General features: G+C 57.4%; 24 protein-coding genes. 18 read left to right on the forward strand and 6 right to left on the reverse strand.

The window, feature by feature from the left end; all coding sequences use genetic code 11:
- Nucleotides 1–22: 22 nt before the first annotated feature.
- Complete coding sequence (locus I6L34_RS19440) at nt 23–583, forward strand: hypothetical protein (protein ID WP_019446091.1); 561 nt, start codon at nt 23–25, stop codon at nt 581–583.
- A gap of 56 nt (nt 584–639) precedes the next feature.
- A complete protein-coding gene (locus I6L34_RS19445) occupies nt 640–1,350 on the forward strand; it encodes an SIMPL domain-containing protein (RefSeq protein ID WP_058057381.1) in 711 nt (236 codons plus the stop codon).
- A gap of 136 nt (nt 1,351–1,486) precedes the next feature.
- Here I6L34_RS19445 and ahpF read toward each other — a convergent pair whose 3' ends face one another.
- The 3 genes from ahpF to I6L34_RS19460 all read right to left on the reverse strand — a co-directional run bounded on the left by ahpF (nt 1,487) and on the right by I6L34_RS19460 (nt 4,895).
- Nucleotides 1,487–3,067, reverse strand: a complete 1,581-nt coding sequence (gene ahpF / locus I6L34_RS19450) for an alkyl hydroperoxide reductase subunit F (RefSeq protein WP_075115864.1) — start codon at nt 3,065–3,067, stop codon at nt 1,487–1,489.
- Nucleotides 3,068–3,190: 123 nt separating this feature from the next.
- Entirely contained in the window at nt 3,191–3,757 is a 567-nt protein-coding gene (gene ahpC / locus I6L34_RS19455) for an alkyl hydroperoxide reductase subunit C (protein WP_005337335.1), read from the reverse strand.
- Between the two features lie 691 nt (nt 3,758–4,448).
- On the reverse strand, nt 4,449–4,895 hold the full coding sequence (locus tag I6L34_RS19460) for a CBS domain-containing protein (RefSeq protein ID WP_013723842.1): 447 nt from the start codon (nt 4,893–4,895) through the stop codon (nt 4,449–4,451).
- A 212-nt stretch (nt 4,896–5,107) separates the two neighbouring features.
- On the opposite strand from I6L34_RS19460, the gene queA reads away from it, so the two are divergent.
- The 7 genes from queA (at nt 5,108) to nlpI (ending at nt 12,075) form a co-directional block, all read left to right on the forward strand.
- Complete coding sequence (gene queA, locus I6L34_RS19465) at nt 5,108–6,160, forward strand: tRNA preQ1(34) S-adenosylmethionine ribosyltransferase-isomerase QueA (protein ID WP_216955192.1); 1,053 nt, start codon at nt 5,108–5,110, stop codon at nt 6,158–6,160.
- 74 nt (nt 6,161–6,234) lie between these two features.
- On the forward strand, nt 6,235–7,371 hold the full coding sequence (gene tgt / locus I6L34_RS19470) for a tRNA guanosine(34) transglycosylase Tgt (protein ID WP_005337329.1): 1,137 nt from the start codon (nt 6,235–6,237) through the stop codon (nt 7,369–7,371).
- Nucleotides 7,372–7,421: 50 nt separating this feature from the next.
- The gene (gene yajC / locus I6L34_RS19475) at nt 7,422–7,757 is read left to right on the forward strand and encodes a preprotein translocase subunit YajC (protein ID WP_005337327.1); all 336 of its coding nucleotides are present in this window, start codon (nt 7,422–7,424) and stop codon (nt 7,755–7,757) included.
- A gap of 18 nt (nt 7,758–7,775) precedes the next feature.
- Entirely contained in the window at nt 7,776–9,629 is a 1,854-nt protein-coding gene (gene secD, locus I6L34_RS19480) for a protein translocase subunit SecD (protein WP_058059535.1), read from the forward strand.
- A 10-nt stretch (nt 9,630–9,639) separates the two neighbouring features.
- Complete coding sequence (secF, locus tag I6L34_RS19485) at nt 9,640–10,587, forward strand: protein translocase subunit SecF (RefSeq protein ID WP_005337322.1); 948 nt, start codon at nt 9,640–9,642, stop codon at nt 10,585–10,587.
- Nucleotides 10,588–10,671: 84 nt separating this feature from the next.
- A complete protein-coding gene (locus I6L34_RS19490; RefSeq protein WP_019446086.1) occupies nt 10,672–11,040 on the forward strand; it encodes a rhodanese-like domain-containing protein in 369 nt (122 codons plus the stop codon).
- Nucleotides 11,041–11,130: 90 nt separating this feature from the next.
- Nucleotides 11,131–12,075 (forward strand): lipoprotein NlpI, encoded by a 945-nt coding sequence (gene nlpI / locus I6L34_RS19495; RefSeq protein ID WP_302054755.1) that lies wholly within the window; start codon nt 11,131–11,133, stop codon nt 12,073–12,075.
- A 65-nt stretch (nt 12,076–12,140) separates the two neighbouring features.
- Here nlpI and I6L34_RS19500 read toward each other — a convergent pair whose 3' ends face one another.
- Nucleotides 12,141–13,013 (reverse strand): U32 family peptidase, encoded by an 873-nt coding sequence (locus I6L34_RS19500; RefSeq protein WP_058059534.1) that lies wholly within the window; start codon nt 13,011–13,013, stop codon nt 12,141–12,143.
- 11 nt (nt 13,014–13,024) lie between these two features.
- Nucleotides 13,025–14,020: a peptidase U32 family protein gene (locus I6L34_RS19505; protein ID WP_058057385.1), complete on the reverse strand. Its 996-nt coding sequence runs from the start codon at nt 14,018–14,020 to the stop codon at nt 13,025–13,027.
- A 189-nt stretch (nt 14,021–14,209) separates the two neighbouring features.
- Here I6L34_RS19505 and I6L34_RS19510 point away from each other — a divergent pair, with 189 nt between their 5' ends.
- Nucleotides 14,210–14,743, forward strand: coding sequence for an SCP2 domain-containing protein (locus tag I6L34_RS19510; RefSeq protein WP_005344837.1), 534 nt, complete (start codon nt 14,210–14,212; stop codon nt 14,741–14,743).
- Here the strand turns inward: I6L34_RS19510 and I6L34_RS19515 are convergent.
- Complete coding sequence (locus I6L34_RS19515; protein WP_005351023.1) at nt 14,696–15,112, reverse strand: hypothetical protein; 417 nt, start codon at nt 15,110–15,112, stop codon at nt 14,696–14,698. The two genes, I6L34_RS19510 and I6L34_RS19515, sit on opposite strands and share 48 nt — an antisense overlap.
- Nucleotides 15,113–15,299: 187 nt before the next feature.
- Between I6L34_RS19515 and trmJ the strand changes: the two genes are divergently transcribed.
- The 8 genes from trmJ to fdx all read left to right on the forward strand — a co-directional run bounded on the left by trmJ (nt 15,300) and on the right by fdx (nt 21,503).
- Nucleotides 15,300–16,022 (forward strand): tRNA (cytosine(32)/uridine(32)-2'-O)-methyltransferase TrmJ, encoded by a 723-nt coding sequence (trmJ, locus tag I6L34_RS19520; protein ID WP_058057386.1) that lies wholly within the window; start codon nt 15,300–15,302, stop codon nt 16,020–16,022.
- A gap of 92 nt (nt 16,023–16,114) precedes the next feature.
- Nucleotides 16,115–16,618 carry a Fe-S cluster assembly transcriptional regulator IscR gene (gene iscR, locus I6L34_RS19525; protein WP_058059533.1) on the forward strand — a complete coding sequence of 168 codons (504 nt, stop codon included), beginning with the start codon at nt 16,115–16,117 and terminating at the stop codon, nt 16,616–16,618.
- 53 nt (nt 16,619–16,671) lie between these two features.
- Complete coding sequence (locus I6L34_RS19530) at nt 16,672–17,886, forward strand: IscS subfamily cysteine desulfurase (protein WP_013723838.1); 1,215 nt, start codon at nt 16,672–16,674, stop codon at nt 17,884–17,886.
- A 41-nt stretch (nt 17,887–17,927) separates the two neighbouring features.
- Nucleotides 17,928–18,311 (forward strand): Fe-S cluster assembly scaffold IscU, encoded by a 384-nt coding sequence (iscU, locus tag I6L34_RS19535; protein WP_005333813.1) that lies wholly within the window; start codon nt 17,928–17,930, stop codon nt 18,309–18,311.
- 15 nt (nt 18,312–18,326) lie between these two features.
- A complete protein-coding gene (gene iscA, locus I6L34_RS19540) occupies nt 18,327–18,650 on the forward strand; it encodes an iron-sulfur cluster assembly protein IscA (RefSeq protein ID WP_005333812.1) in 324 nt (107 codons plus the stop codon).
- Between the two features lie 118 nt (nt 18,651–18,768).
- Nucleotides 18,769–19,287, forward strand: coding sequence for a co-chaperone HscB (gene hscB, locus I6L34_RS19545; protein WP_005351031.1), 519 nt, complete (start codon nt 18,769–18,771; stop codon nt 19,285–19,287).
- Between the two features lie 28 nt (nt 19,288–19,315).
- On the forward strand, nt 19,316–21,163 hold the full coding sequence (gene hscA / locus I6L34_RS19550) for a Fe-S protein assembly chaperone HscA (RefSeq protein WP_005351033.1): 1,848 nt from the start codon (nt 19,316–19,318) through the stop codon (nt 21,161–21,163).
- 1 nt (nt 21,164) lies between these two features.
- A complete protein-coding gene (gene fdx, locus I6L34_RS19555) occupies nt 21,165–21,503 on the forward strand; it encodes an ISC system 2Fe-2S type ferredoxin (protein ID WP_005333808.1) in 339 nt (112 codons plus the stop codon).
- Nucleotides 21,504–21,650 lie beyond the last annotated feature (147 nt).

Raw genomic sequence — 21,650 nt, forward strand, 5'->3', positions numbered from 1 at the left:
GTAGTAGATGAGAGGGGTAATCATGCAGTCATTCAACTGGGTCGACATTGATGGCATCCGTTATAGCTGGGATGGGCAGGGGAACATTACCTGCGCAGGCCAGTTTGGCTATCAGGCCTCGATCGAGGGGGATCGGCTGGATGGGATGGAGATTGAGAATGAGGCCGGTGATGTAGCGGGCTCGCTCTATGTTGATTTCGCTACGGCCTCTATCACTTATGTGCCGGTCATGGATACCGAGTCTGCCCATAACATGATTCTGGTTGGCCATCATCAGGGGCAGCAGGAATATCCGCTGGCCAGTTTTCACTCTCCGTTGTTGCAAGATTTGCTAGGGCCATCTGATACCATCCCTTGGTCTGCGATGGAGGAGGATAGTGGTGGCACCAATATCGGACAGGCGGTGCAAGGACACGTTCTGTCGTGGGACTCGTTCCATTTCGATGATGAGGTGTTGGTCTGTGGCGCGGCTCCTGCGCTGGATATGGCAAACCAGAGCCAGGATCCCGGCAGCATGGTCACCATAAGCCTCGATCTGACCAATCAGATACTGGATCAGCTCCCGCCCTTGCACGATATATGAATCCCCTAGCTGCACGGGCATAATGGCCTCAATCTTTCCGATTGAGGTTTTTTTCTATGTGGCGTCCCCTTCTTACTCTTTCTGCTCTGGTTGTCAGTGCTCCGCTGCTGGCGATTGAAGTGCCGCAAGCACCCCATCTGGTGGTGAGCGGTTATGCCGAGCAGAAGACCGAACCCGATATGCTCACCCTCAATGTGGCGGTGAGTGCACTGGATAAGCAGGGCCTCAAGGCCAAGCAGCAGGTCGATACCAAGGTCGCAGCCTTTTTCAGCCAACTGGAAGGGTTGGGGATCAAGCGCAGCGATGTTGAGGCTGGCAACCTGATGGTCTCTCCGGAATATCAGTATGGCGAGAACAAGAAGCCGGTATTGTTGGGATACCGTGCTCAGCGACAATTGGCGGTGAAGCTCTATCAGCTCGACAAGTTGAGCCCCCTGATGGATACCGCACTCAAAGCCGGGCTGGAGTCCGTATCCCAGATTGAGTACGGGTTGAAATCGCCGCAGGTCATCAAGGAGCAGGCCCGTCTGAATGCCGTTGAGGATGCTAAAACCAAGGCTGAATCTCTGGCCAAGGCGTTCGGGATGAAGCTTGGCAAGGTCTACAGTGTGGAGTACCGCAATGCTTCGCCCATTACCGCCTACAGCCGCAACCTGAAGATGTTGCAGGCGATGGCTGCACCTGCGGCGGATATGGCGGACAACAGCTATCAACAACAGCAGATCACGGTAAGTGATAATATCGAGGCTGTTTTCTTGCTGGAGTGATGCCCGTAGTTTAAGTCCAGTCATGAATAACCCCGCCATTTGCTGCGGGGTTTTTATTGCGCATCGATGCAGATATAAAAAAGCCGACGCTCGTGTTTACTTCATCGGGCGTCGGCTTTTTGTTGCGCGGGGTTTATCAGACAGTCACAGCGTCAGCCTTGGTCGCTTCAGGAGCCGGGTTGCGGATGAGGTAATCAAACGCACCCAGTGCGGCGGTGGCGCCAGCACCCATGGAGATGATGATCTGCTTGAACGGTACCGTGGTGGCATCCCCTGCGGCGTAGACGCCGGGCAGGGAGGTCGCCCCTTTGGTATCGATCTCGATCTCGCCAAAGCGGGTCAGGGCTATCTCGCTCCCTTTCAGGAACTCGGTGTTCGGTACCAGACCGATCTGGACGAAGATGCCCGCTACCGCCAGGTGTTTGATCTCACCTGTGGTGCGATCTTCGTAGTCCATACCGACCACCTTGCTGCCATCACCGATCACTTCGGTGGTGCGCGCGCTCATGATGATGTCGATATTGCTCATGGAGCGAGCCTTCTTCTGCAGCACTTCATCGGCACGCAGGGTGTCGGCAAATTCCACTACGGTGACGTGTTCGACGATGCCAGCCAAGTCGATCGCTGCCTCGATGCCGGAGTTACCGCCACCGATCACAGCCACTCGCTTGCCCTTGAAGAAGGGACCATCGCAGTGCGGGCAGTAGGCCACGCCCTTGGTGCGGTACTCGAGCTCACCCGGCACGTTCAGGTCACGCCAGCGGGCACCGGTCGCCAGGATCACGGCGCGGCTCTTCAAGGTGGCACCGGAGGCGAGATCCACGTTCACATACCCATCTTTGCTGATGGCGGCGGCGCGCTGCTCGGTGATCACTTCCACGCCGTACTGTTTGACGTGCTGCTCCAGGCTGGCGGCCAGCTTGGGGCCTTCGGTATAGGGGACGGAGATAAAGTTCTCGATGCCGACAGTGTCCATCACCTGACCACCGAAGCGCTCGGCAACGATGGCGGTGCGAATGCCTTTACGGGCGGCATAGATGGCCGCTGCGGCGCCAGCCGGGCCACCGCCCACCACCAGTACGTCGTAGGGATCTTTCTCATTCAGCTCGGCAGCCTTGCGCTCGGCGGCGCCGGCGTCGAGTTTGGCGACGATCTCTTCGAGTGAAATACGGCCCTGGCTGAACGGTTGACCGTTCAGGTAGACATTCGGTACCGCCATGATTTGACGCTCGGCGACTTCTTCCTGGAACAGGGCGCCGTCGATCATGGTGTGAGTGATGCCGGGGTTCAGGGTCGCCATCAGGTTGAGGGCCTGTACTACGTCCGGGCAGTTGTGGCAGGAGAGGGAGATATAGGTCTCGAAGTGGAACTCGCCCTTGAGATTGCGGATCTGCTCCTGCACGGCCGCATCGGCCTTGGAGGGGTGGCCGCCGCTTTGCAGCAAGGCGAGCACCAGAGAGGTAAATTCATGACCCATGGGGATGCCGGCAAAGTGAACGCGCGGGGCTTGGCCCTGCGGCGCGACACTCATGGAAGGCTTGCGAACGGCAGTGCCAGAGGTCTGGGTGATCTTGGGGGACATCTCGGCGATCTCGCTGGCCAGTGCCAGCAGCTCTGCAGATTTGTCGCTGTCGTTGCCGGACACGCTGATCTCGATGGGATTGACGATGTACTGCAGATAGGTGTTCAGCTGTTGTTTGAGGTTGGTATCCAACATGGTCGAATTCCTTCTTGTAATGGCGAGTTGGCATTAAATGTGAGTCGGTCTGCTTTCAGGCCTATTTGGCAATGCCGGAAAGCAGACCGGCCCTTATGCGGGCCGGTCTTGGAAGCGGGAGGCTTAGATCTTGCCTACCAGGTCCAGGGACGGGGCCAGAGTGGCTTCGCCTTCTTTCCATTTAGCCGGGCACACTTCACCCGGGTGGGAGGCAACGTACTGGGCTGCTTTGACTTTGCGCAGCAGTTCCAGTGCGTCACGGCCGATGCCGCCAGCGTTGATCTCGACGATCTGGATGATGCCCTGCGGGTCAATCACGAAGGTACCGCGGTCAGCCAGACCAGCTTCTTCGATCATCACGCCGAAGTTGCGGGTGATGGTACCAGTCGGGTCACCAATCATCGGGTACTGGATCTTCTGAATGGTGTCAGAAGTGTCGTGCCATGCTTTGTGAGTGAAGTGGGTATCGGTAGAGACAGAGTAGATCTCGACGCCCAGCTTCTGGAATTCAGCGTAGTTGTCAGCCAGGTCGCCCAGCTCGGTCGGGCAAACGAAGGTGAAGTCAGCCGGGTAGAAGAAGACCACGGACCACTTGCCTTTCAGGTCAGCGTCAGACACCTGAACGAATTTGCCATTGTGGTAGGCGGTAGCATTGAACGGCTTGATTTCAGTGTTGATGTAGGTAGACATGTAATTGCTCCTTGGTGATGTACATATGCCGGTCTGGTGTTGAAGAGTCTTGCCAGACGAGGCGCTTAACTTTCGATGGATTCATCATAGGGGCTTCCGTTAATCGATAAAAGCCGCAATTTTGAATCGCTTAAATCTATTTATTAGATAGCTCACTATGGCTGTACCTAACATGAATATCTCTGGCCTACTGAGATAACTCCTTGTCGTGGTTCAATATCTGTGCGCTACATCGCCTTTTCAAGGCATAAGAAGGGGTGTGCAGAGTCACGATGACGCGATGAGATAAACGGTGGTGCAAACAGGTGGCGCAGGAGGTTGAGGCCGCTGCTCGCAGCGATGGGGGATGTGCTGGTAAGGGGGAAGCCGAAAAGCGCAGATAAAAAAATCCCGGCGCTATCGCAACGACAGGGCCGGGTCATCAAACAAGGAATGGCTATATAAACAAATGCTTTACAGCAAAGACTAACTACGGGGTGTGCAAACTTGCAGACATATGAGAGGAAGATAATGGGTGCACAATCCCTCGTCTCCCCTCGGCAACTATTGCATGAGAGGGATGATAGTGTGACGCAGATCACAAGGCAAGTGTTTGGTGTAATTTTTCAATCAAAATGAAAGTGTTTCATCATTTCAGCTTATTTTGACGGCTGAAAACGCTTTTGTTGTAATTTAATTACAGATAGATCTATCAAAAGTCGGTAGGTGGTTCCTGCTCTTCCATCAATTCCAGCAGGTTGATGGCCACGGCAATAAAGTCCGACTCGGTGACAATGCCGATCAGCTTGCGTCCTTTGAGTACCGGCAGGCAGCCATATCTGTGGCGCTGCAGGTAGAGTGCTGCCTCTTTGATGCCGGCGTGAGGATCTACGCTCGCCACTTGCCGTGTCATGATCTCGTCGAGTTGCACGCTGTCGGTAAATTCGGCTTCCCGCTCCGGGCTGATGAGCAGCAGCTTGGATTCCCGGGTGGCCAGGATATCGGTGAGGGTCACCAGCCCCAGCAGGTGGTGCTGCTCGTCGACGATGGGAATGTGGCGGATCCGCTCCTGCTGCATCAGGTCCATCGCTTGTTTGACACTGTTTGACGGACCCAGAGTGAAGGGGTGTTCGGTCATGATTTCGGATAGGGTCATCATGGTGGGCCTCCTTGTGTATCTGCTTTCACCCTAGCCCAGCCCCAACTGGCAAAACATGATCAGGGTCAATACAGAACATTAAAGAATCATTAACCGGATGTGTGTCTCAATATTGCTCGCTACCCCTTGTCTCTCTTGGGTTTTTGGTCTTTTGGGTTGCCTTGGAAGATGGGGATAACTAGACTAGCCGCCGATTCCCCCCGAGGTGAAAGATGCAAGTATCCGATTTTCATTTTGATCTGCCAGACGAGCTGATTGCCCGCTATCCGATGGCAGAGCGTACCGCCAGCCGCCTGTTGCAGCTCGATGGTCAAACTGGCGCCCTGCGCCACGGTCAATTTGTGGATGTGCTGGATCAGCTCAATCCGGGTGACCTGCTGGTATTCAATAACACCCGTGTCATTCCGGCGCGCATGTTTGGCCAGAAGGCCAGCGGCGGCAAGCTGGAGGTACTGGTCGAGCGCATTCTGGACGAGCACAGCGTGCTGGCCCATGTCCGTGCCTCCAAGGCGCCCAAGCCCGGCACCCGGATGATCATGGATGGTGGTGTGGAGGCAGAGATGCGCGCCCGCCACGACGCCCTGTTCGAGATCCACTTCCTCGACCCGCGTCCGGTGCTGGAGATTTTGGAGGCCATCGGCCACATGCCGCTGCCACCCTATATCGACCGTCCCGACGAGGATGCCGACAAGGAGCGCTACCAGACCGTTTACAATCAAAAGCCGGGCGCCGTTGCCGCGCCGACCGCCGGTCTGCACTTTGATGAGCCGCTGCTTGAGAAAATTCGGGCCAAAGGGGTTGAAACGGCCTTTGTCACCCTGCATGTAGGGGCGGGGACCTTCCAGCCGGTGCGGGTTGAGAAGATTGAAGATCACCACATGCACTCCGAGCATGCGGAAGTGCCGCAAGAGGTGGTAGATGCCATCGCGGCCACCCGTGCCCGTGGTGGTCGGGTGATTGCGGTAGGTACCACATCGGTGCGTTCGCTGGAGAGCGCGGCCAAGGTCACCCTGGCACAGGGCAAACCGCTGGCGCCCTTCTTTAGTGACACCGATATCTTCATCTTCCCTGGTTACAAGTTCCAGATTGTCGATGCCATGGTCACCAACTTCCATCTGCCGGAGTCGACCCTGATCATGCTGGTCAGCGCCTTCGCCGGTTATGACAACGTGATGGCGGCCTATCAGGCAGCTGTGGCCGGTCGGTACCGTTTCTTCAGCTACGGGGACGCCATGTTCGTCACCCGTCGCCAGGTTGAAGCATAAGCTTCAGCTTATTTACCGGGCCGTGAGCGGCCCTCCTATTGTCAGACTGTTTATCTGACGCAGCCGAGGTAGCAATGAAATTTGAGCTGAAAACCACCGACGGCCGTGCCCGTCGCGGTCAACTGGTCTTCGAACGTGGTGTGGTACAAACGCCGGCCTTTATGCCGGTCGGGACTTACGGCACCGTCAAGGGGATGACCCCGGAAGAAGTGCGTGAAACCGGCGCCCAGATCCTGCTGGGCAACACCTTCCACCTCTGGCTGCGTCCGGGTCAGGAAGTGATGCGTGCCCACGGCGATCTGCATGACTTCATGAACTGGCAGGGCCCGATCCTGACCGACTCCGGTGGTTTCCAGGTGTTCAGCCTGGGCCATATTCGCAAGATCACCGAAGCGGGCGTCCACTTCCGTCACCCCATCAATGGCGAGAAGATCTTCCTCGACCCTGAGAAGTCCATGGAGATCCAGTACGATCTGGGCTCCGATATCGTGATGATCTTCGACGAGTGCACCCCGTACCCGGCCACTTATGAAGAAGCGCGCAAGTCCATGGAGATGTCCCTGCGCTGGGGCAAGCGCTCCCGCGACAAGTTTGATGCGCTGGGCAACAAGAACGCCCTGTTCGGCATCATTCAGGGCTCGGTCTACGAAGATCTGCGGGATGTCTCCCTCAAGGGGCTGCTGGAGATCGGTTTCGACGGTTATGCGGTCGGTGGTCTGGCCGTGGGCGAACCCAAAGAGGACATGCACCGCATCCTCGAGCACGTCTGCCCGAAAATTCCGGCTGACAAGCCGCGCTACCTGATGGGTGTCGGCAAGCCGGAAGATCTGGTGGAAGGGGTGCGCCGTGGTATTGACATGTTCGACTGCGTCATGCCGACCCGTAACGCCCGCAACGGCCACCTGTTCACCACCGATGGCGTGGTGAAGATCCGCAATGCCCAGCACCGCAACGACACCAGCACCCTGGATGCCGAATGCGATTGCTACACCTGCAAGAACTACAGCCGTAGCTACCTGCACCATCTGGACAAGTGCAACGAGATCCTCGGTGCCCGTCTGAATACGATTCATAACCTGCGTTATTACCAACGCGTGATGCAGGGTTTGCGGGACGCGATCGAGCAGGGTAAATTAGACGACTTTGTAACAGAGTTTTACCGTCGGCAAGGGAAGCCTGTGCCTCCGTTAGCTGAAAATGACGTTAAATAACAACATATAATTTTGTTTTTTTTAAATCTACATCAATAAGAGGTTGTTAAATGAGCATTATCTCCAAGGCGTATGCAGAAGGCGCAGCACCGGGTGCACAGGGTGGTGGTATGGAAATGATCATCATGCTGGCCGTATTCGGCCTGATCTTCTACTTCATGATCTATCGTCCCCAGGCCAAACGTGCCAAGGATCACCGCAATCTTATGAGCTCCTTGTCCAAGGGTGATGAAGTGCTCACTTCCGGTGGCCTGGTTGGCAAAATTGCCAAAGTGGCTGCTGACAGCGATTACCTGGTGATCGCCCTGAACGACCAGACTCAAGTCACCATCAAAAAGGACTTCGTCTCTGCCGTTCTGCCCAAGGGTTCTATCCAGTCCCTTTAATCTCCCAAGGAGCACAGCGTGTTGAATCGCTATCCGCTGTGGAAATACCTGATGGTGATCCTGGTGATCGCCATCGGTTTTCTATATGCAGCCCCCAATCTTTACGGCGAAGATCCGGCTTTGCAGGTTTCTGCCAGCCGTGGTGCCGAAGTCAAGCTAGATACTCTTGATCTGGTGAAAGAGACCCTTGAAGCGGCCAAGATCCCGGTCAAACATGCTGCATTCGAGCACGGTTTTATCCTGGTCCGTTTCAAGAACACCGAAGACCAGCTGAAGGCGCGCGATATCGTTGCCAACAAGCTGGGCGACAACTTCATTACCGCACTCAACCTGGCACCTTCCACTCCCGCCTGGCTCGAAGCCATCGGTGCGGCGCCTCTGAAGCTGGGTCTTGATCTGCGCGGTGGTGTGCACTTCCTGATGGAAGTGGACATGGCCGAAGCACTGACCAAGCAGCAAGAGCAGATGGTGCAGGATTTCCGCTCCGAGCTGCGCACCCAGAAGATCCGTTACTCCGGCGTACGCCGGGTCGGTGATCAGGTGCAGGTGATCTTCCGTGACGAAGCCGATCAGGAACGCGCCGTTTCTCATCTGCGTCGTCAGAACCCTGATTTGACCTTCACTACCGAGCAGAAAGGGGATGAGTTTATCCTGCTGGCTGGTCTGAGCGAAGCCAAGATCAAGGAAGTGAAGAAGTACGCCCTCGAGCAGAACATCACCATCATCCGTAACCGGGTCAACGAACTGGGCGTGGCCGAGCCGCTGGTACAACAGCAAGGCGCCGAGCGCATTGTCGTTGAACTGCCCGGTATTCAGGATACCGCCCGCGCCAAGGAGATCCTGGGTGCAACCGCGACCCTGGAATTCCACATGGTCGATGAGACTGCCGACATCCAGGCTGCGGCCGATGGCCGTGTCCCGCCCAGCTCCAAGGTCTACAACGATCGCAATGGTCGTCCCGTGGTGCTGCAAAAGCGGGTGATCCTGACCGGTGACCACATCGTGGGTGCCCAGTCCGGTTTCGACGAGTACAGCCGTCCCCAGGTCAACATCAAGCTGGATGGCCAGGGTGGCAACAAGATGGCCAACTTTACCAAGGATAACGTCGGTAAAGGGATGGCGACCGTCTTCATCGAGTACAAGCCGGTCGGTCAACCGGGTCCGGATGGCAAGCGCAAGTTCCGCAAGCAGGAGGAGGTGATCAACGTCGCCACCATCCAGTCGCGTCTTGGCAGCCAGTTCCGTATCACAGGTATCGACAACGCCAACGAAGCCCACAACCTGGCGCTGCTGCTGCGTGCCGGTGCCCTGATCGCTCCGATCCAGATCGTGGAAGAGCGGACCATCGGCCCAAGCCTGGGTCAACAGAACATCGACAGTGGTATGGAAGCCATCGGCTGGGCCATGCTGGTGATCGTGCTGTTCATGGGGATCTACTACCGCGCGTTCGGCTGGGTTGCCAACCTGGCGCTCTGTATGAACCTGGTGTTGATTGTCGGCATCATGTCGATGATCCCGGGGGCCACCATGACACTGCCGGGTATCGCCGGTATCGTCCTGACGCTGGGTATGGCGGTGGATGCCAACGTACTGATCTACGAGCGTATTCGTGAAGAGATCCGCAACGGTCGCGGTGTTCAGCAAGCCATCCATCTGGGCTTTGATCGGGCATTCTCCACCATCGCCGACTCCAACGTGACCTCGCTGATCACCTGCGTGATCCTGTTCGGTATCGGTACTGGCGCCATCAAGGGCTTTGCCCTGACGCTGGGCATTGGTCTGACCGCCTCCATGTTTACTGCCATCACAGTTTCCCGTGCCATTATCAACCTGGCTTGGGGTGGACGGCGTATCGACAAGCTGCCCATCTGAGGATAGAGAAATGTTTCAGATTCTACATTTTGAAAAACCGATCCCGTTTATGCGTTATGCCAAGCCGGGTGTGGTTTTCTCTTCCGTGCTGATGGTGGTAGCCCTGTTCTTCCTGTTTGATCGGGGGCTGAACTGGGGCCTGGACTTTACCGGTGGTACCACCATCGAGGTGGGGTTCCAGCAGTCGGTGAGCCTGGACAAGATCCACGACGCTCTGGAAGAGCAGAAGATTGAAGGGGCAACCCTGCAACACTTTGGCTCCAGCCGTGACGTGCTGTTCCGCCTGACCCCGAAAGAGGGGGTCAAGGTAGAACAACAGGGTAACGAAGTGCTGGCGGCGGCCAAGCAGCTCGACGAGGGCGCAGTGCTCAAACGCGTCGAGTTCGTCGGCCCTTCCGTGGGTGATGAACTGGCGACAGACGGTGCGCTGGCCATGCTGGCCTCCATCCTCTGTATCCTGGCCTACGTGGCAGTGCGTTTCGAATGGCGTCTGGCGCTGGGGGGCATTCTCTCCCTGGTGCACGACGTGGTGATCACGCTGGGTGTCTTTGCCTACTTCCAGTACGAGTTCGACCTGACCGTACTGGCGGCGCTGATGACCCTGGTGGGTTACTCCCTGAACGATACCATCGTGGTGTTCGACCGCTTGCGGGAGAACTTCCGCAAGGTGCGTAAAGGGGATACCGAGTACATTCTGGATCTCTCCATGACCGAGACCCTGAGTCGTACCATCATCACCTCCGGCCTCACCTTTATCGTGGTGCTGGCGCTGCTGCTCAAGGGCGGTGCGCTGATCCACGGTTTTGCCGTGGCCATGGTGATCGGTGTGGCGTTCGGTACCTACTCTTCCATCTATGTGGCGAGTGCGTTTGCCATGTTCCTCGGCGTCAAGCGCGAGCACATGCTGCCCACCCAGGTAGAGAAAGAGGGTGCGGACCAACAGGAAATCCTGCCGTAACAGTGAAGAGCGCCTCATGGCGCTCTTTTCTTATCTCTGCGTGTCGTTTGCTGACGCACATGATTTAAACAACAGGAGTTTGTCATGCATCACAATCCCCGTTTTTTGGCGCTGGTTGACGGGATCCGCTCCCGCATCACCGAAACCGATGTTCACCAGATCAAGCGCTGGCAGGACGAAGGGCGCACGTTTCACCTGATCGACGTGCGGGAAGAGAGCGAGTGGGCCAAAGGCCATCTGCCCGGTGCCCGATATCTGGGTCGTGGAGTGATTGAGCGGGATATCGAGACCCAGTTCCCGGATCTCGAGACCGAGCTCTACCTCTATTGTGGTGGTGGTTTTCGCTCAATTCTGGCGGCGGACAACCTGCAACAGATGGGTTATCGCAAGGTGATCAGCGTCGACGGCGGCTTTCGCGGTTGGTGCGATGCCGGATACCCTGTCGAATCCTGATTTATTTGAGGTAGAGGGGCACAGCTACATGACAAAGCGGCAGTTGACCTTTACCATATGCGGGGTCAAGCGTAAGCGTCGGAGTGTTCATTGAACGTCAGGAAAGGGATTGGATACCTCCTCGGTATCCTGTTGTTGCTTCCCATGTGGGGTTGCAGCAGTAGCAGTCAGGTTAACACCCTCAAGGTTCCCAAGCCGCAGCCTGCTTCACTGGTGTTGGCGACCCCCCTGCAGGTCTCCTACCAGAGTGAGCTGGCGCTCGCCCGACTCGGGCAGATGCTCAGTGAAATGGAACTGACCACCGAGCAACGGGCAGAGTTGTTCTATGAGCGTGCCGTGGTGTTTGATCGGGTTGGTCTGCGTTCCCTCGCGCGGCTCGATTTCAACCGTGCCCTGCGGGAGAAACCGGATTTCGCCGAAGCCTACAACTTCATCGGCGTCTATCTGGTACAGCAGCAGAATTACGACGAAGCCTATGATGCGTTCGATTCCGCCCTCGAACTGGCGCCGGACTATGACTATGCCTATCTCAACCGTGGCATTGCCCTCTATTACGGCAACCGTCCCGAACTGGCTGCGGCCGATATGAAGCGTTTCTACGAGGCGCAGCCGGAAGATCCCTATCGGGTGATCTGGCTCTATCTGGCCGAGCAGAAACTCGACCCGTCGGCTGCCATGAGCCGGATGCGCGAGCGTCTCAACAAGTACGATGACGACGCCTGGAACTGGGATCTGGTTCGCCTCTATACCGGCGAGATCAACGCTTCCCAGCTGATGGGCAACGTGGTGAAAGGGGTGAAGGATAACCGGGAGCTTGCCGAGCGCCTGTGTGAAACCTACTTCTATCTGGGCAAGTTCGAGTTGGGCAAAGGCAACCGCAAGGAAGCCATCAGCTACTTCAAGCTGGCCTTATCCAACAACGTCTATGACTTTATCGAGCACCGCTATGCGCTGCTGGAGCTGGAGTTGATGGCGCGCAAACCCTTGCCGCCAGGTGCCCAGAGCGCTCGTAACAAGGGTGATCAGCCCTCCTGATCTACTGCCAGATAGTGGTAAAAAAGGCCTCGCGATGAGGCCTTTTGGTTGGGCGAATGGCGGGTTTACTCCACCAGGCTCATACCGGGGATCTGGCGCCAGTAGCCGTTGCAGTCGCTTCCTTGCTGCAAGGGGAGGGGAGCCTGGCCCTGCCGGTTGGCTTTGAAGCGGGCCAGCATCTCCAGCGTCTCCATCCCTTGCGGCGAAAGCCTGACCACATCTACCAGACCTTCCATACCAGCCAGCTCGTTACCCAGGTTGTAGCAGTAACCGGACTGGGTCTGGATCCCGTTGAGATTGAACACCCGTTGCCCCTCGCGGCTGTTGGCCAGTCGTCCGGTGGGGTAGTTGATGCAGGCGAGCTCGCAGTTGTCCTTGGGCTTGTCGAGGGATCGGGCGGTGAAGCAGCGCGCCGAGTATGCGAGCGGCAGATGGCCGTAGGCAAACACCTCGACCTCAAATTGGTCGCGCAGGGTGCCCAGATCCTGATTGAGCTGGATCAGCCAGTCACGGGAGAGCTCCACCGGCATGACCCAGCGTTTCATCCCCTGTTTGAGCAACATGCGCAGCACATCGGCGTTATAGGCGTTGATGGCGGGGCCACAGACGAAGGGGATCCCAGCCTCCCAGGCGAGTTGCACCGTACCGAGATCGTTGGCTTCGACCATCAGATCGCCATTGTCGACCAGCCGCTTCACCTCCTTGAGTTCGGAGGGGGCGGAGATAAGGGCGAGGGTCGAGAGCACCACCTGCTTGCCGGAGCTGGCCACCTGACGGGCCAGCGTAATCCAGTCATCGACTTTGAGTTCGCGCCGTTTGCTGCAAACGGTCTCTCCCAGATAGATGATGTCGGCCTGACTGTCGGCGGCGGCATGGTAAAAGGCTTCGGTATCGGCTTTGGGCCAGTAGAAGAGCAGAGGCCCGAGAGAAAATTGCATGGGTGGACTCCTTATTGCCACTGACGATGGTAGGCGCCGAGGGTAGTCTGGCTACCTTCGGAGACGCGGGCGAGCTGGGCATCCCACTCAGCTTTGACCTGATAGGCCTCGGGATTGGCCTGATAGGCATCGATGGCTGCACGCCAGACCCGGGTCACTTGCTCCACATAAGCGGGGCTGCGCTGGCGCCCTTCAATCTTGACCGACTGGATCCCGGTCTTGAACAGCTCGGGCAGGAGACCCAGGGTATTGAGACTGGTGGGCTCTTCCAGCGCGTGGTAGGTCTGGCCATCCACGTTGAAACGCCCCTTGCACAGGGTCGGGTAACCGGCATTTTCGCCCGGGCCATAGCGGTCGATCAGCACCTCGTTGAGCCGCGACTCGAGACCGTTCGCGGTCTCTTCCCAACGGACGAACTTGGCCGGTGAGCAGGCGCCGACGGTGTTGGGACTCTCGCCAGTCATGTAGGAGGAGAGATAGCAGCGCCCCTCGGCCATAATGCAGAGGCTGCCAAAGGCGAACACCTCTAGGCCAACATCGGTCTCGCGGGCCAGCTGCTTGACCTGATGCATGGAGAGCACCCGCGGCAGCACCACCCGTGTGACATTGAATTGCTGCTGATAGAAGCGAATGGCGGCGGCATTGGTGGCGCTGGCCTGCACCGAGACATGGAGTTCCATCTCGGGGTAGTGGCGGCTGGCATATTCCAGCACGGCGAGATCGGCGATGATTAACGCATCGGCGCCGAGGGCCACCCCGCGATCAACCGCCTGTTTCCATCGAGTATCGGCCCCGGGATGGGCAAAGGTATTGATGGCAATATGCAGCTTGCGACCATGTTGATGCACATAATCCACCGCCTTCTCCAGTTTGCTGTCGGTAAAGTTGAGGCCGGCAAAGTGGCGGGCATTGGTGTCATCCTTGAAACCGATATAAACGGCATCGGCCCCGTTATCCACGGCGGTTTTCAGTGCCGGCAAACTGCCTGCCGGACAGAGTAATTCCATTGGTACGCTCCGAGAGTGCATATGAAGGGCAAACGAGCCCTGATTGTATGCAGCCATGCTCTCCCGCTTTTTGACCTGAGGCAGCTTTGTGTGGCTTTACCCTTCTTGAGGTAACCCTGCACAAGTTTGATTTCCAACAGGATCTTGCGACTCTCCCTGTGTTTGAATGCGCAAAAAAGGGAGTCTATCGTGTTTCAACAACTGCAACGCCGCCTGGTCGAACAGGCTCCGCGCTTCTTGCGCCATCCCCTCAAGCTGGTTCCGTTCAATCTGCAAAAGCAGCTGATGGAGAGTTTGCTGGCCCGGGTTTTCAAAGAGGCTATCGAAGATGGCGATTTCGAGTTTCTGGCAGACAAGTGGCTGAAAGTCGAAGTCTCTGATCTGGAACTGTGCTGGTTTATCAGTGAGCAGAATGGCCAGCTGGTGGTGGCTCGCGAGTGTGACAAGGCCGATGTCTGCTTCAGCGGTACCGCCAACGACCTGATCCTCATCGCTGGTCGCAAAGAGGATCCGGACTCGCTCTTTTTCCAGCGCAAGCTGAAGATAGAAGGGGATACCGAACTGGGCCTTGAGGTGAAAAACCTGATGGACAGTCTGGATCTCGATGGCTTGCCAAGCCTGATGAAGTATCCCCTGATGGATCTGGCGACGTTTATCGAACGCGCCCGCACCGAGTCAGCGCAGGCTCCGGTGCAGACGGCGCCGGGCGGGATCCCGTCTTAAGTGGACAATCACCCCATGGGCATGGCGACGATAATGGTGCCGTGCCCAGAGGCAACGACAGGCCCACAGACAGGGCACCAAGGCGATGAGTGCCGCAGGGGCGGGCAGCTGTGACATGGCCAGCCCCGCAGCCAGCCAGATGAAGGGCTGCGCTTCATACAGCCACTCCGGCTGTAGCCAGCGTTTGCTCGGAAAGATAATCAGGTCGGTACGCCGGTAACTGGAGCGCATCATCCAGGTCACCGCTCCGGCGATAAACAGCAAGGCGCCTGCAAACCAGAGCAGGGGCTGTTCACTCAACGTAATAATGGCAATGGCTGCCAGCAGGTAGAGGCTGGGCAATCTCTCATAGATAAAGGGAGGAAGCATGGCGTTGTGTCTCCTGTGCCGTTTATCGGATATCCATCAAGTTTAGTCCCCCCCTCTCACTTCCCTCATGCTGGTTTGTTATACAAACGGGTGGTTTTGTTCTGAAATGGCTCGGCTTTTACGGTGCCAACATTGCGTACTCTTATGTTACAATTGCGCGCCATTTTTGACTGAAGATTGACTGGGCATGTTGGATCAGATTCGTATCGTTTTGGTAAACACCTCTCATACCGGCAACATGGGGTCTGCGGCACGCGCCATGAAGACCATGGGGTTGACCCAGCTGGTATTGGTTGATCCGCAAGCCTTGCCGGATGACAATGCCTTCGCCCTGGCGGCTGGTGCCAGCGATGTGCTTGCAAATGCCCGTATCGTCCCGACACTGGACGACGCGATCGCCGATTGTGTTCTGGTGATTGGCACCAGCGCCCGCTCTCGAACCCTGAGCTGGCCGATGCTCGATCCCCGTGAGGCCGGCGAAAAGTCGGTGGTTGAGGGGATGCAGCACCCGGTTGCGTTGGTGTTTGGTCGTGAGCGCACCGGTCTCACCAACGACGAGTTGCAAAAGTGCCACTACCACGTGGCCATTCCGGCCAATCCTGATTATAGCTCTCTCAATCTGGCCATGGCGGTGCAGACCCTCTGTTACGAAGTGCGGATGCGCTGGCTGCAGGGGCAGGCCGCCGAGCCTGAAGATGAGATGGCCTACCCGAGTGCCGCCCAGCTGGAAGGGTTTTATCAGCACCTGGAACAAACCCTGATGAAGACCGGTTTTATTGCCGATGACCATCCGGGTCATGTGATGAGCAAGCTGCGTCGCCTGTTCAATCGGGCTCGGCCGGAAGCAGCTGAGCTCAACATTCTGCGCGGTATTCTGACCTCGGTGCAGAAAGCGCGCGTACCGGATTAATCCGACTGATTTACTCAACCATATACTTGACTGATTTGGTCGGGTATGTGACCATGTGCCCCATTAAATTGCTTCGCAAGACGGTAAGGCACATGAGACTGACTTCAAAAGGACGTTACGCTGTAACCGCCATGCTCGACGTGGCGCTGCATGCAGAGCAGGGGCCCGTCCCCCTTGCCGATATTTCCGAGCGCCAGGGCATCTCGTTGTCCTATCTCGAGCAGCTCTTTGCCCGCCTGCGCAAACATGGTCTGGTGAGCAGCGTGCGTGGTCCGGGCGGTGGTTATCGCCTCGGTTTGGCCCCAGGCGAGATTTCGGTTGGTCAGGTGATCACCGCGGTCGATGAGTCGGTCGATGCCACCAAGTGTCTCGGCAAGGGCGGCTGCCACGGTGGTACCCAGTGTCTGACGCATTCCCTGTGGCGCGATCTGAGCGAGCGGATCTCCAGCTTCCTCGGGGATATTACCCTGGCCGAGCTGGTACGCCAGGCCGATGTGCGCCGCATTGCCGGCAAGCAAGATGAACAAATGAAGACCGTGTTGTCCCTGGTTGATCGGGCAGAACGCGGCGATGTGAGCTTGAAAGTCCAACTATAAACGTGCTTTCCACAGCGGGACTCTGTATGACCCGGACTGTGACGGAGAAAAACATGAAACTGCCTATTTACCTTGATTATTCGGCAACCTGTCCGGTGGACCCGCGTGTCGCAGAAAAAATGATGCAGTGTCTCACCATGGATGGCCTGTTCGGCAATCCGGCTTCCCGTTCTCACCGCTTTGGCTGGCAAGCCGAAGAGGCGGTGGATCTGGCCCGTAATCAAGTGGCAGATCTGATCGGTGCCGATCCCCGCGAGATCGTCTTCACTTCCGGTGCGACCGAATCCAATAACCTGGCCATCAAGGGTGTTGCCCACTTCTATGCCAGCAAGGGCAAGCACATCATCACCTCCAAGACCGAACACAAGGCGGTGCTCGATACCTGTCGCCAGCTGGAGCGTGAAGGGTTCGAGGTGACCTATCTTGAGCCGATGCCCAACGGCCTGTTCACTATCGAGATGATCGAGAATGCCATGCGTGATGACACCATCCTGGTCAGCATCATGCATGTGAACAACGAAATCGGCGTGGTTCAGAACATTGCCGCCATCGGCGAGTTGTGCCGTTCCCGCAAGATTCTGCTGCACGTGGACGCCGTTCAGAGTGTGGGCAAGATCCCGGTAGATGTGGAAGCACTGAAAGTGGATCTGCTCTCCGTCTCAGCACACAAGGTGTATGGTCCGAAAGGGATCGGTGCACTGTTTGTTCGCCGCAAACCCCGCGTTCGTCTGGAAGCCCAAATGCACGGTGGCGGCCACGAGCGCGGCATGCGTTCCGGTACTCTGCCGACCCACCAGATCGTCGGGATGGGCGAAGCTTTCCGCATCGCCAAAGAAGAGATGGTGAGTGAAGGCGAGCGCATCTTGGCTCTGCGCCAGCGTCTGTGGAATGGCATCAAGGATATTGAAGCCGTCTACATCAATGGCGATCTGGAGCAACGTGTTCCGGGCAACCTCAACGTCAGCTTTGCCTATGTGGAAGGGGAATCCCTCATCATGGCGCTGAAAGATTTGGCGGTATCTTCCGGTTCGGCCTGTACCTCCGCCAGCCTGGAACCTTCCTATGTGCTGCGCGCACTGGGTCTGAACGACGAGTTGGCGCACAGCTCCATCCGTTTCAGCATGGGTCGCTTCACCACCGAGGAAGAGATTGACTACGCGGTCAAGCTTATTCGTGACTCCATCGGTCGTCTGCGCGAGATGTCCCCCCTGTGGGAGATGTACAAAGACGGCGTCGATCTGAACACGGTCGAATGGGCTCATCACTGATCTATCTGGTCAGTGAGCAACAGAATTAGCAGGAGTGAGATATGGCTTACAGTGAAAAAGTAATCGACCACTACGAGAATCCTCGCAACGTCGGTGGTTTCGACAAGAATGATCCCAGCGTTGCAACCGGCATGGTCGGTGCGCCCGCCTGTGGCGACGTGATGAAGCTGCAATTGAAGATCAGCGACGAAGGCATCATCGAAGATGCCAAGTTCAAGACCTACGGCTGCGGTTCCGCCATCGCCTCCAGCTCCCTGGTGACCGAATGGGTCAAGGGCAAGACCCTGGACGAAGCAGCTGGCATCAAGAACACCGATATCGCTGAAGAGTTGGCCCTGCCACCGGTGAAGATCCACTGCTCCATTCTGGCTGAGGACGCCATCAAGGCCGCCATCGCCGATTACAAGCAGAAGAAAGGTCTCTAAGCGCCGGAGAGCAGTATGGCTATTACCATGACAGATGCCGCCGCGGCACGGGTTTCCTCTTTTCTGGCTAACCGGGGCAAGGGCATTGGCCTGCGCCTCGGCGTCAAAACCACCGGCTGCTCCGGTCTGGCCTACGTGCTTGAGTTCGTTGATGAACTGACCGATGAGGATCAGGTGTTCGAGCAGCAGGGCGTCAAGATTATTGTCGATGCCAAGAGCCTGATCCATCTGGATGGCACCGAGCTGGATTTCGTCAAGGAGGGCCTCAACGAGGGCTTCCAGTTCAACAATCCCAACGCCAAAGGCGAGTGTGGTTGCGGCGAAAGCTTCAGTGTCTGAGTTGTTTGACGTCAATGATCCTTCGTCTGTGGTTGAGCGGGTTGTCCATGACCCGTTCAACCACATCTCGTTTGCCAAGGGCGAGTGAGGTTGTGACGAACGTTTCCAAGAGGTTTGCATGAATCATTTCGAGCTGTTTGGGCTGGTTGAAGGCTTCGAGCTCGATACCCGTCAGTTGGCTGATACCTACCGCCAGCTGCAAACCCAATTCCATCCTGATCGTTTTGCCACCGCCCCCGAACGGGAGCAGCTGGCTGCGGTGCAACGTGCCGCCCAGATCAACGAAGCATTCACCACCCTCAAGGCGCCGCTGCGCCGTGCCGAATATCTGCTCTCCCTGCGTGGCACCGATATCCGTGGTGAACAGCAGACTCTGCAAGATACCGCATTTCTGATGCAGCAGCTGGAGTGGCGCGAGCGTCTGGCCGATCTGAAAGATGACGCCGACCCTGAGCGCGCCATCAAGGATTTTCGCAGCGAGATCAGGCATGATCACCAGATGTTGATGCAGCAGCTGACCGAGTCTCTTGCCGCCGGCAGAGATCTCGTTGCCGCTGATTGCGTTCGCAAACTCAAGTTTGTCGACAAGCTCCTCGAAGAGCTGGAACGATTCGAAGACTCGCTTCTCGAGTCTTGATCCTTTAACGCTGGAAGTTTCATTATCCATGGCATTACTGCAAATCGCCGAACCCGGCCAGAGCGCTGTTCCTCATCAGCACAAACGTGCCGTCGGCATCGATCTTGGCACCACCAACTCTCTCGTCGCTGCGGTTCGCAGCGGTCACGCTGATACCCTTTGCGATGAGCAAGGGCGCGACCTGCTCCCGTCAGTGGTGCACTATCAAAGCGACGCCATTCGAGTCGGAATTGATGCCAAGCGCGAAGCGGCTCTCGATCCTCACAACACCATCGTCTCGGTCAAACGGATGATGGGCAAGGCGCTGGCCGATATAGATACCCGCCAGCAGCCTTACCAGTTTGTTGCCGCCGACAATGGCATGCCGCAACTGCAAACCCGTCAGGGGCTGGTCAATCCGGTGCAGGTCTCGGCCGAAATTCTCAAAAAGCTGGCCGAGCGTGGCGCCCAGACACTCGGGGGCGATCTCGATGGCGTGGTCATTACCGTGCCCGCCTATTTCGATGATGCCCAGCGTCAGGGGACCAAGGATGCGGCCCGTCTGGCCGGTCTGCACGTACTGCGTCTGCTCAACGAGCCGACCGCGGCCGCGATTGCCTATGGCCTTGACTCCGGTCAGGAAGGGGTGATCGCGGTTTACGATCTGGGGGGCGGCACCTTCGATATCTCCATCCTGCGTCTGCACCGCGGTGTGTTCGAAGTGATGGCGACCGGCGGCGATTCGGCCCTCGGTGGTGATGATTTTGATCACCTGCTGGCGGACTGGATCAAGGAGCAAGCGGGCCTCTCCGGCGAGCTGGATGCCCATCTGCAGCGCGAGCTGCTGGATGTGGCCGCTGCCGTCAAACACGGCCTGACCGATGCCGAGCAGGTGGCGTGCACCTTTGCTGGCTGGCAGGGTTCAGTGAGCCGTAGCCAGTTTGATGAACTCATCACCCCGCTGGTGAAACGGACCTTGCTGGCTTGTCGCCGCGCCCTGCGCGATGCCGGTCTCGAGCAGGTGGAAGTGCTGGAAGTGGTGATGGTCGGTGGCTCCACCCGGGTGCCGCTGGTGCGTGAACTGGTGGGCGAGTTCTTCCAGCGTACGCCGCTGACCAGTATCGATCCTGACAAGGTGGTCGCCATTGGCGCCGCCATCCAGGCCGATATTCTGGTGGGCAACAAGCCCGATGCCGAGATGCTGCTGCTGGACGTTATCCCCTTGTCGCTGGGTCTGGAGACCATGGGTGGCCTCGCCGAGAAAGTGATCCCGCGCAACACTACCATTCCGGTTGCCCGCGCCCAGGAGTTCACCACCTTCAAGGATGGTCAGACCGCCATGGCCATTCACGTGGTACAGGGTGAACGCGAGTTGGTGGCCGATTGCCGCTCCCTGGCCCGCTTTACCCTGACCGGTATTCCGCCGATGGCAGCCGGCGCCGCCCATATTCGCGTCACCTTCCAGGTGGATGCGGATGGTCTGCTCTCGGTCAGCGCCATGGAGAAATCCTCCGGCGTGCAGGCCGAGATCCAGGTCAAGCCCTCTTACGGGCTGGCGGAGCAGGATATCCTCAACATGCTGAGTGCCTCCATCGAGAACGCCCAGCAGGATATGGATGCCCGCATGCTGGCAGAGCAGCAGGTTGAAGCTGACCGTGTGGTCGAGAGTTTGAATGCCGCGCTGGCTGCCGATGGCGATGCCCTGCTCAATGCTGCCGAGCGTGCCGAGATTGATGCCGCCATCGCCCATCTGCTGACCATGCGCAACAGCGGCGCAACCCATCAAATCAAAGAAGCCATTGAGGCAGCCGATGCTGTCAGTGGCGAGTTTGCAGCCCGCCGGATGGACGCCTCCATCCGCAAGGTGCTGACCGGACAAAACGTCAACAAGGTGTAATATGCCAAAACTGATCATTCTTCCTCATCCCGTACTCTGTCCGGATGGCGCCGCCCTCGAGGGGCAAAGCGGCGAGACCATTCTGGATGTGGCGCTGCGCAACGGTATCGAAATCGAGCATGCCTGCGAGAAATCCTGTGCCTGCACTACCTGCCACTGCGTGGTGCGCGAGGGCTTTGACTCCCTCGAGCCAAGTGACGAGCTGGAAGACGACATGCTGGACAAGGCGTGGGGGCTGGAGCCGGAATCGCGCCTCAGCTGCCAGGCAAAACTGGCGGACGAGGATCTGGTGGTGGAACTGCCCAAGTACACCCTGAACCTTGCCTCTGAACGCCATTAATTACACATGAGTGAATTGCACGTGCAGCATCCTGTGGTGCTTCAGTGATATGGTGGAAGGCCGTGACCCTCGGGGGCACGGCCTTTTTTGTATTCGTTATTCTCTCTTTGCCAATAAGCTCTTTCCCATAAAGAGTGCTTATACATA

Origin of the sequence: Aeromonas sp. FDAARGOS 1404 (assembly GCF_019047085.1) — a bacterium.
Taxonomy (GTDB): Bacteria; Pseudomonadota; Gammaproteobacteria; order Enterobacterales; family Aeromonadaceae; genus Aeromonas; species Aeromonas veronii.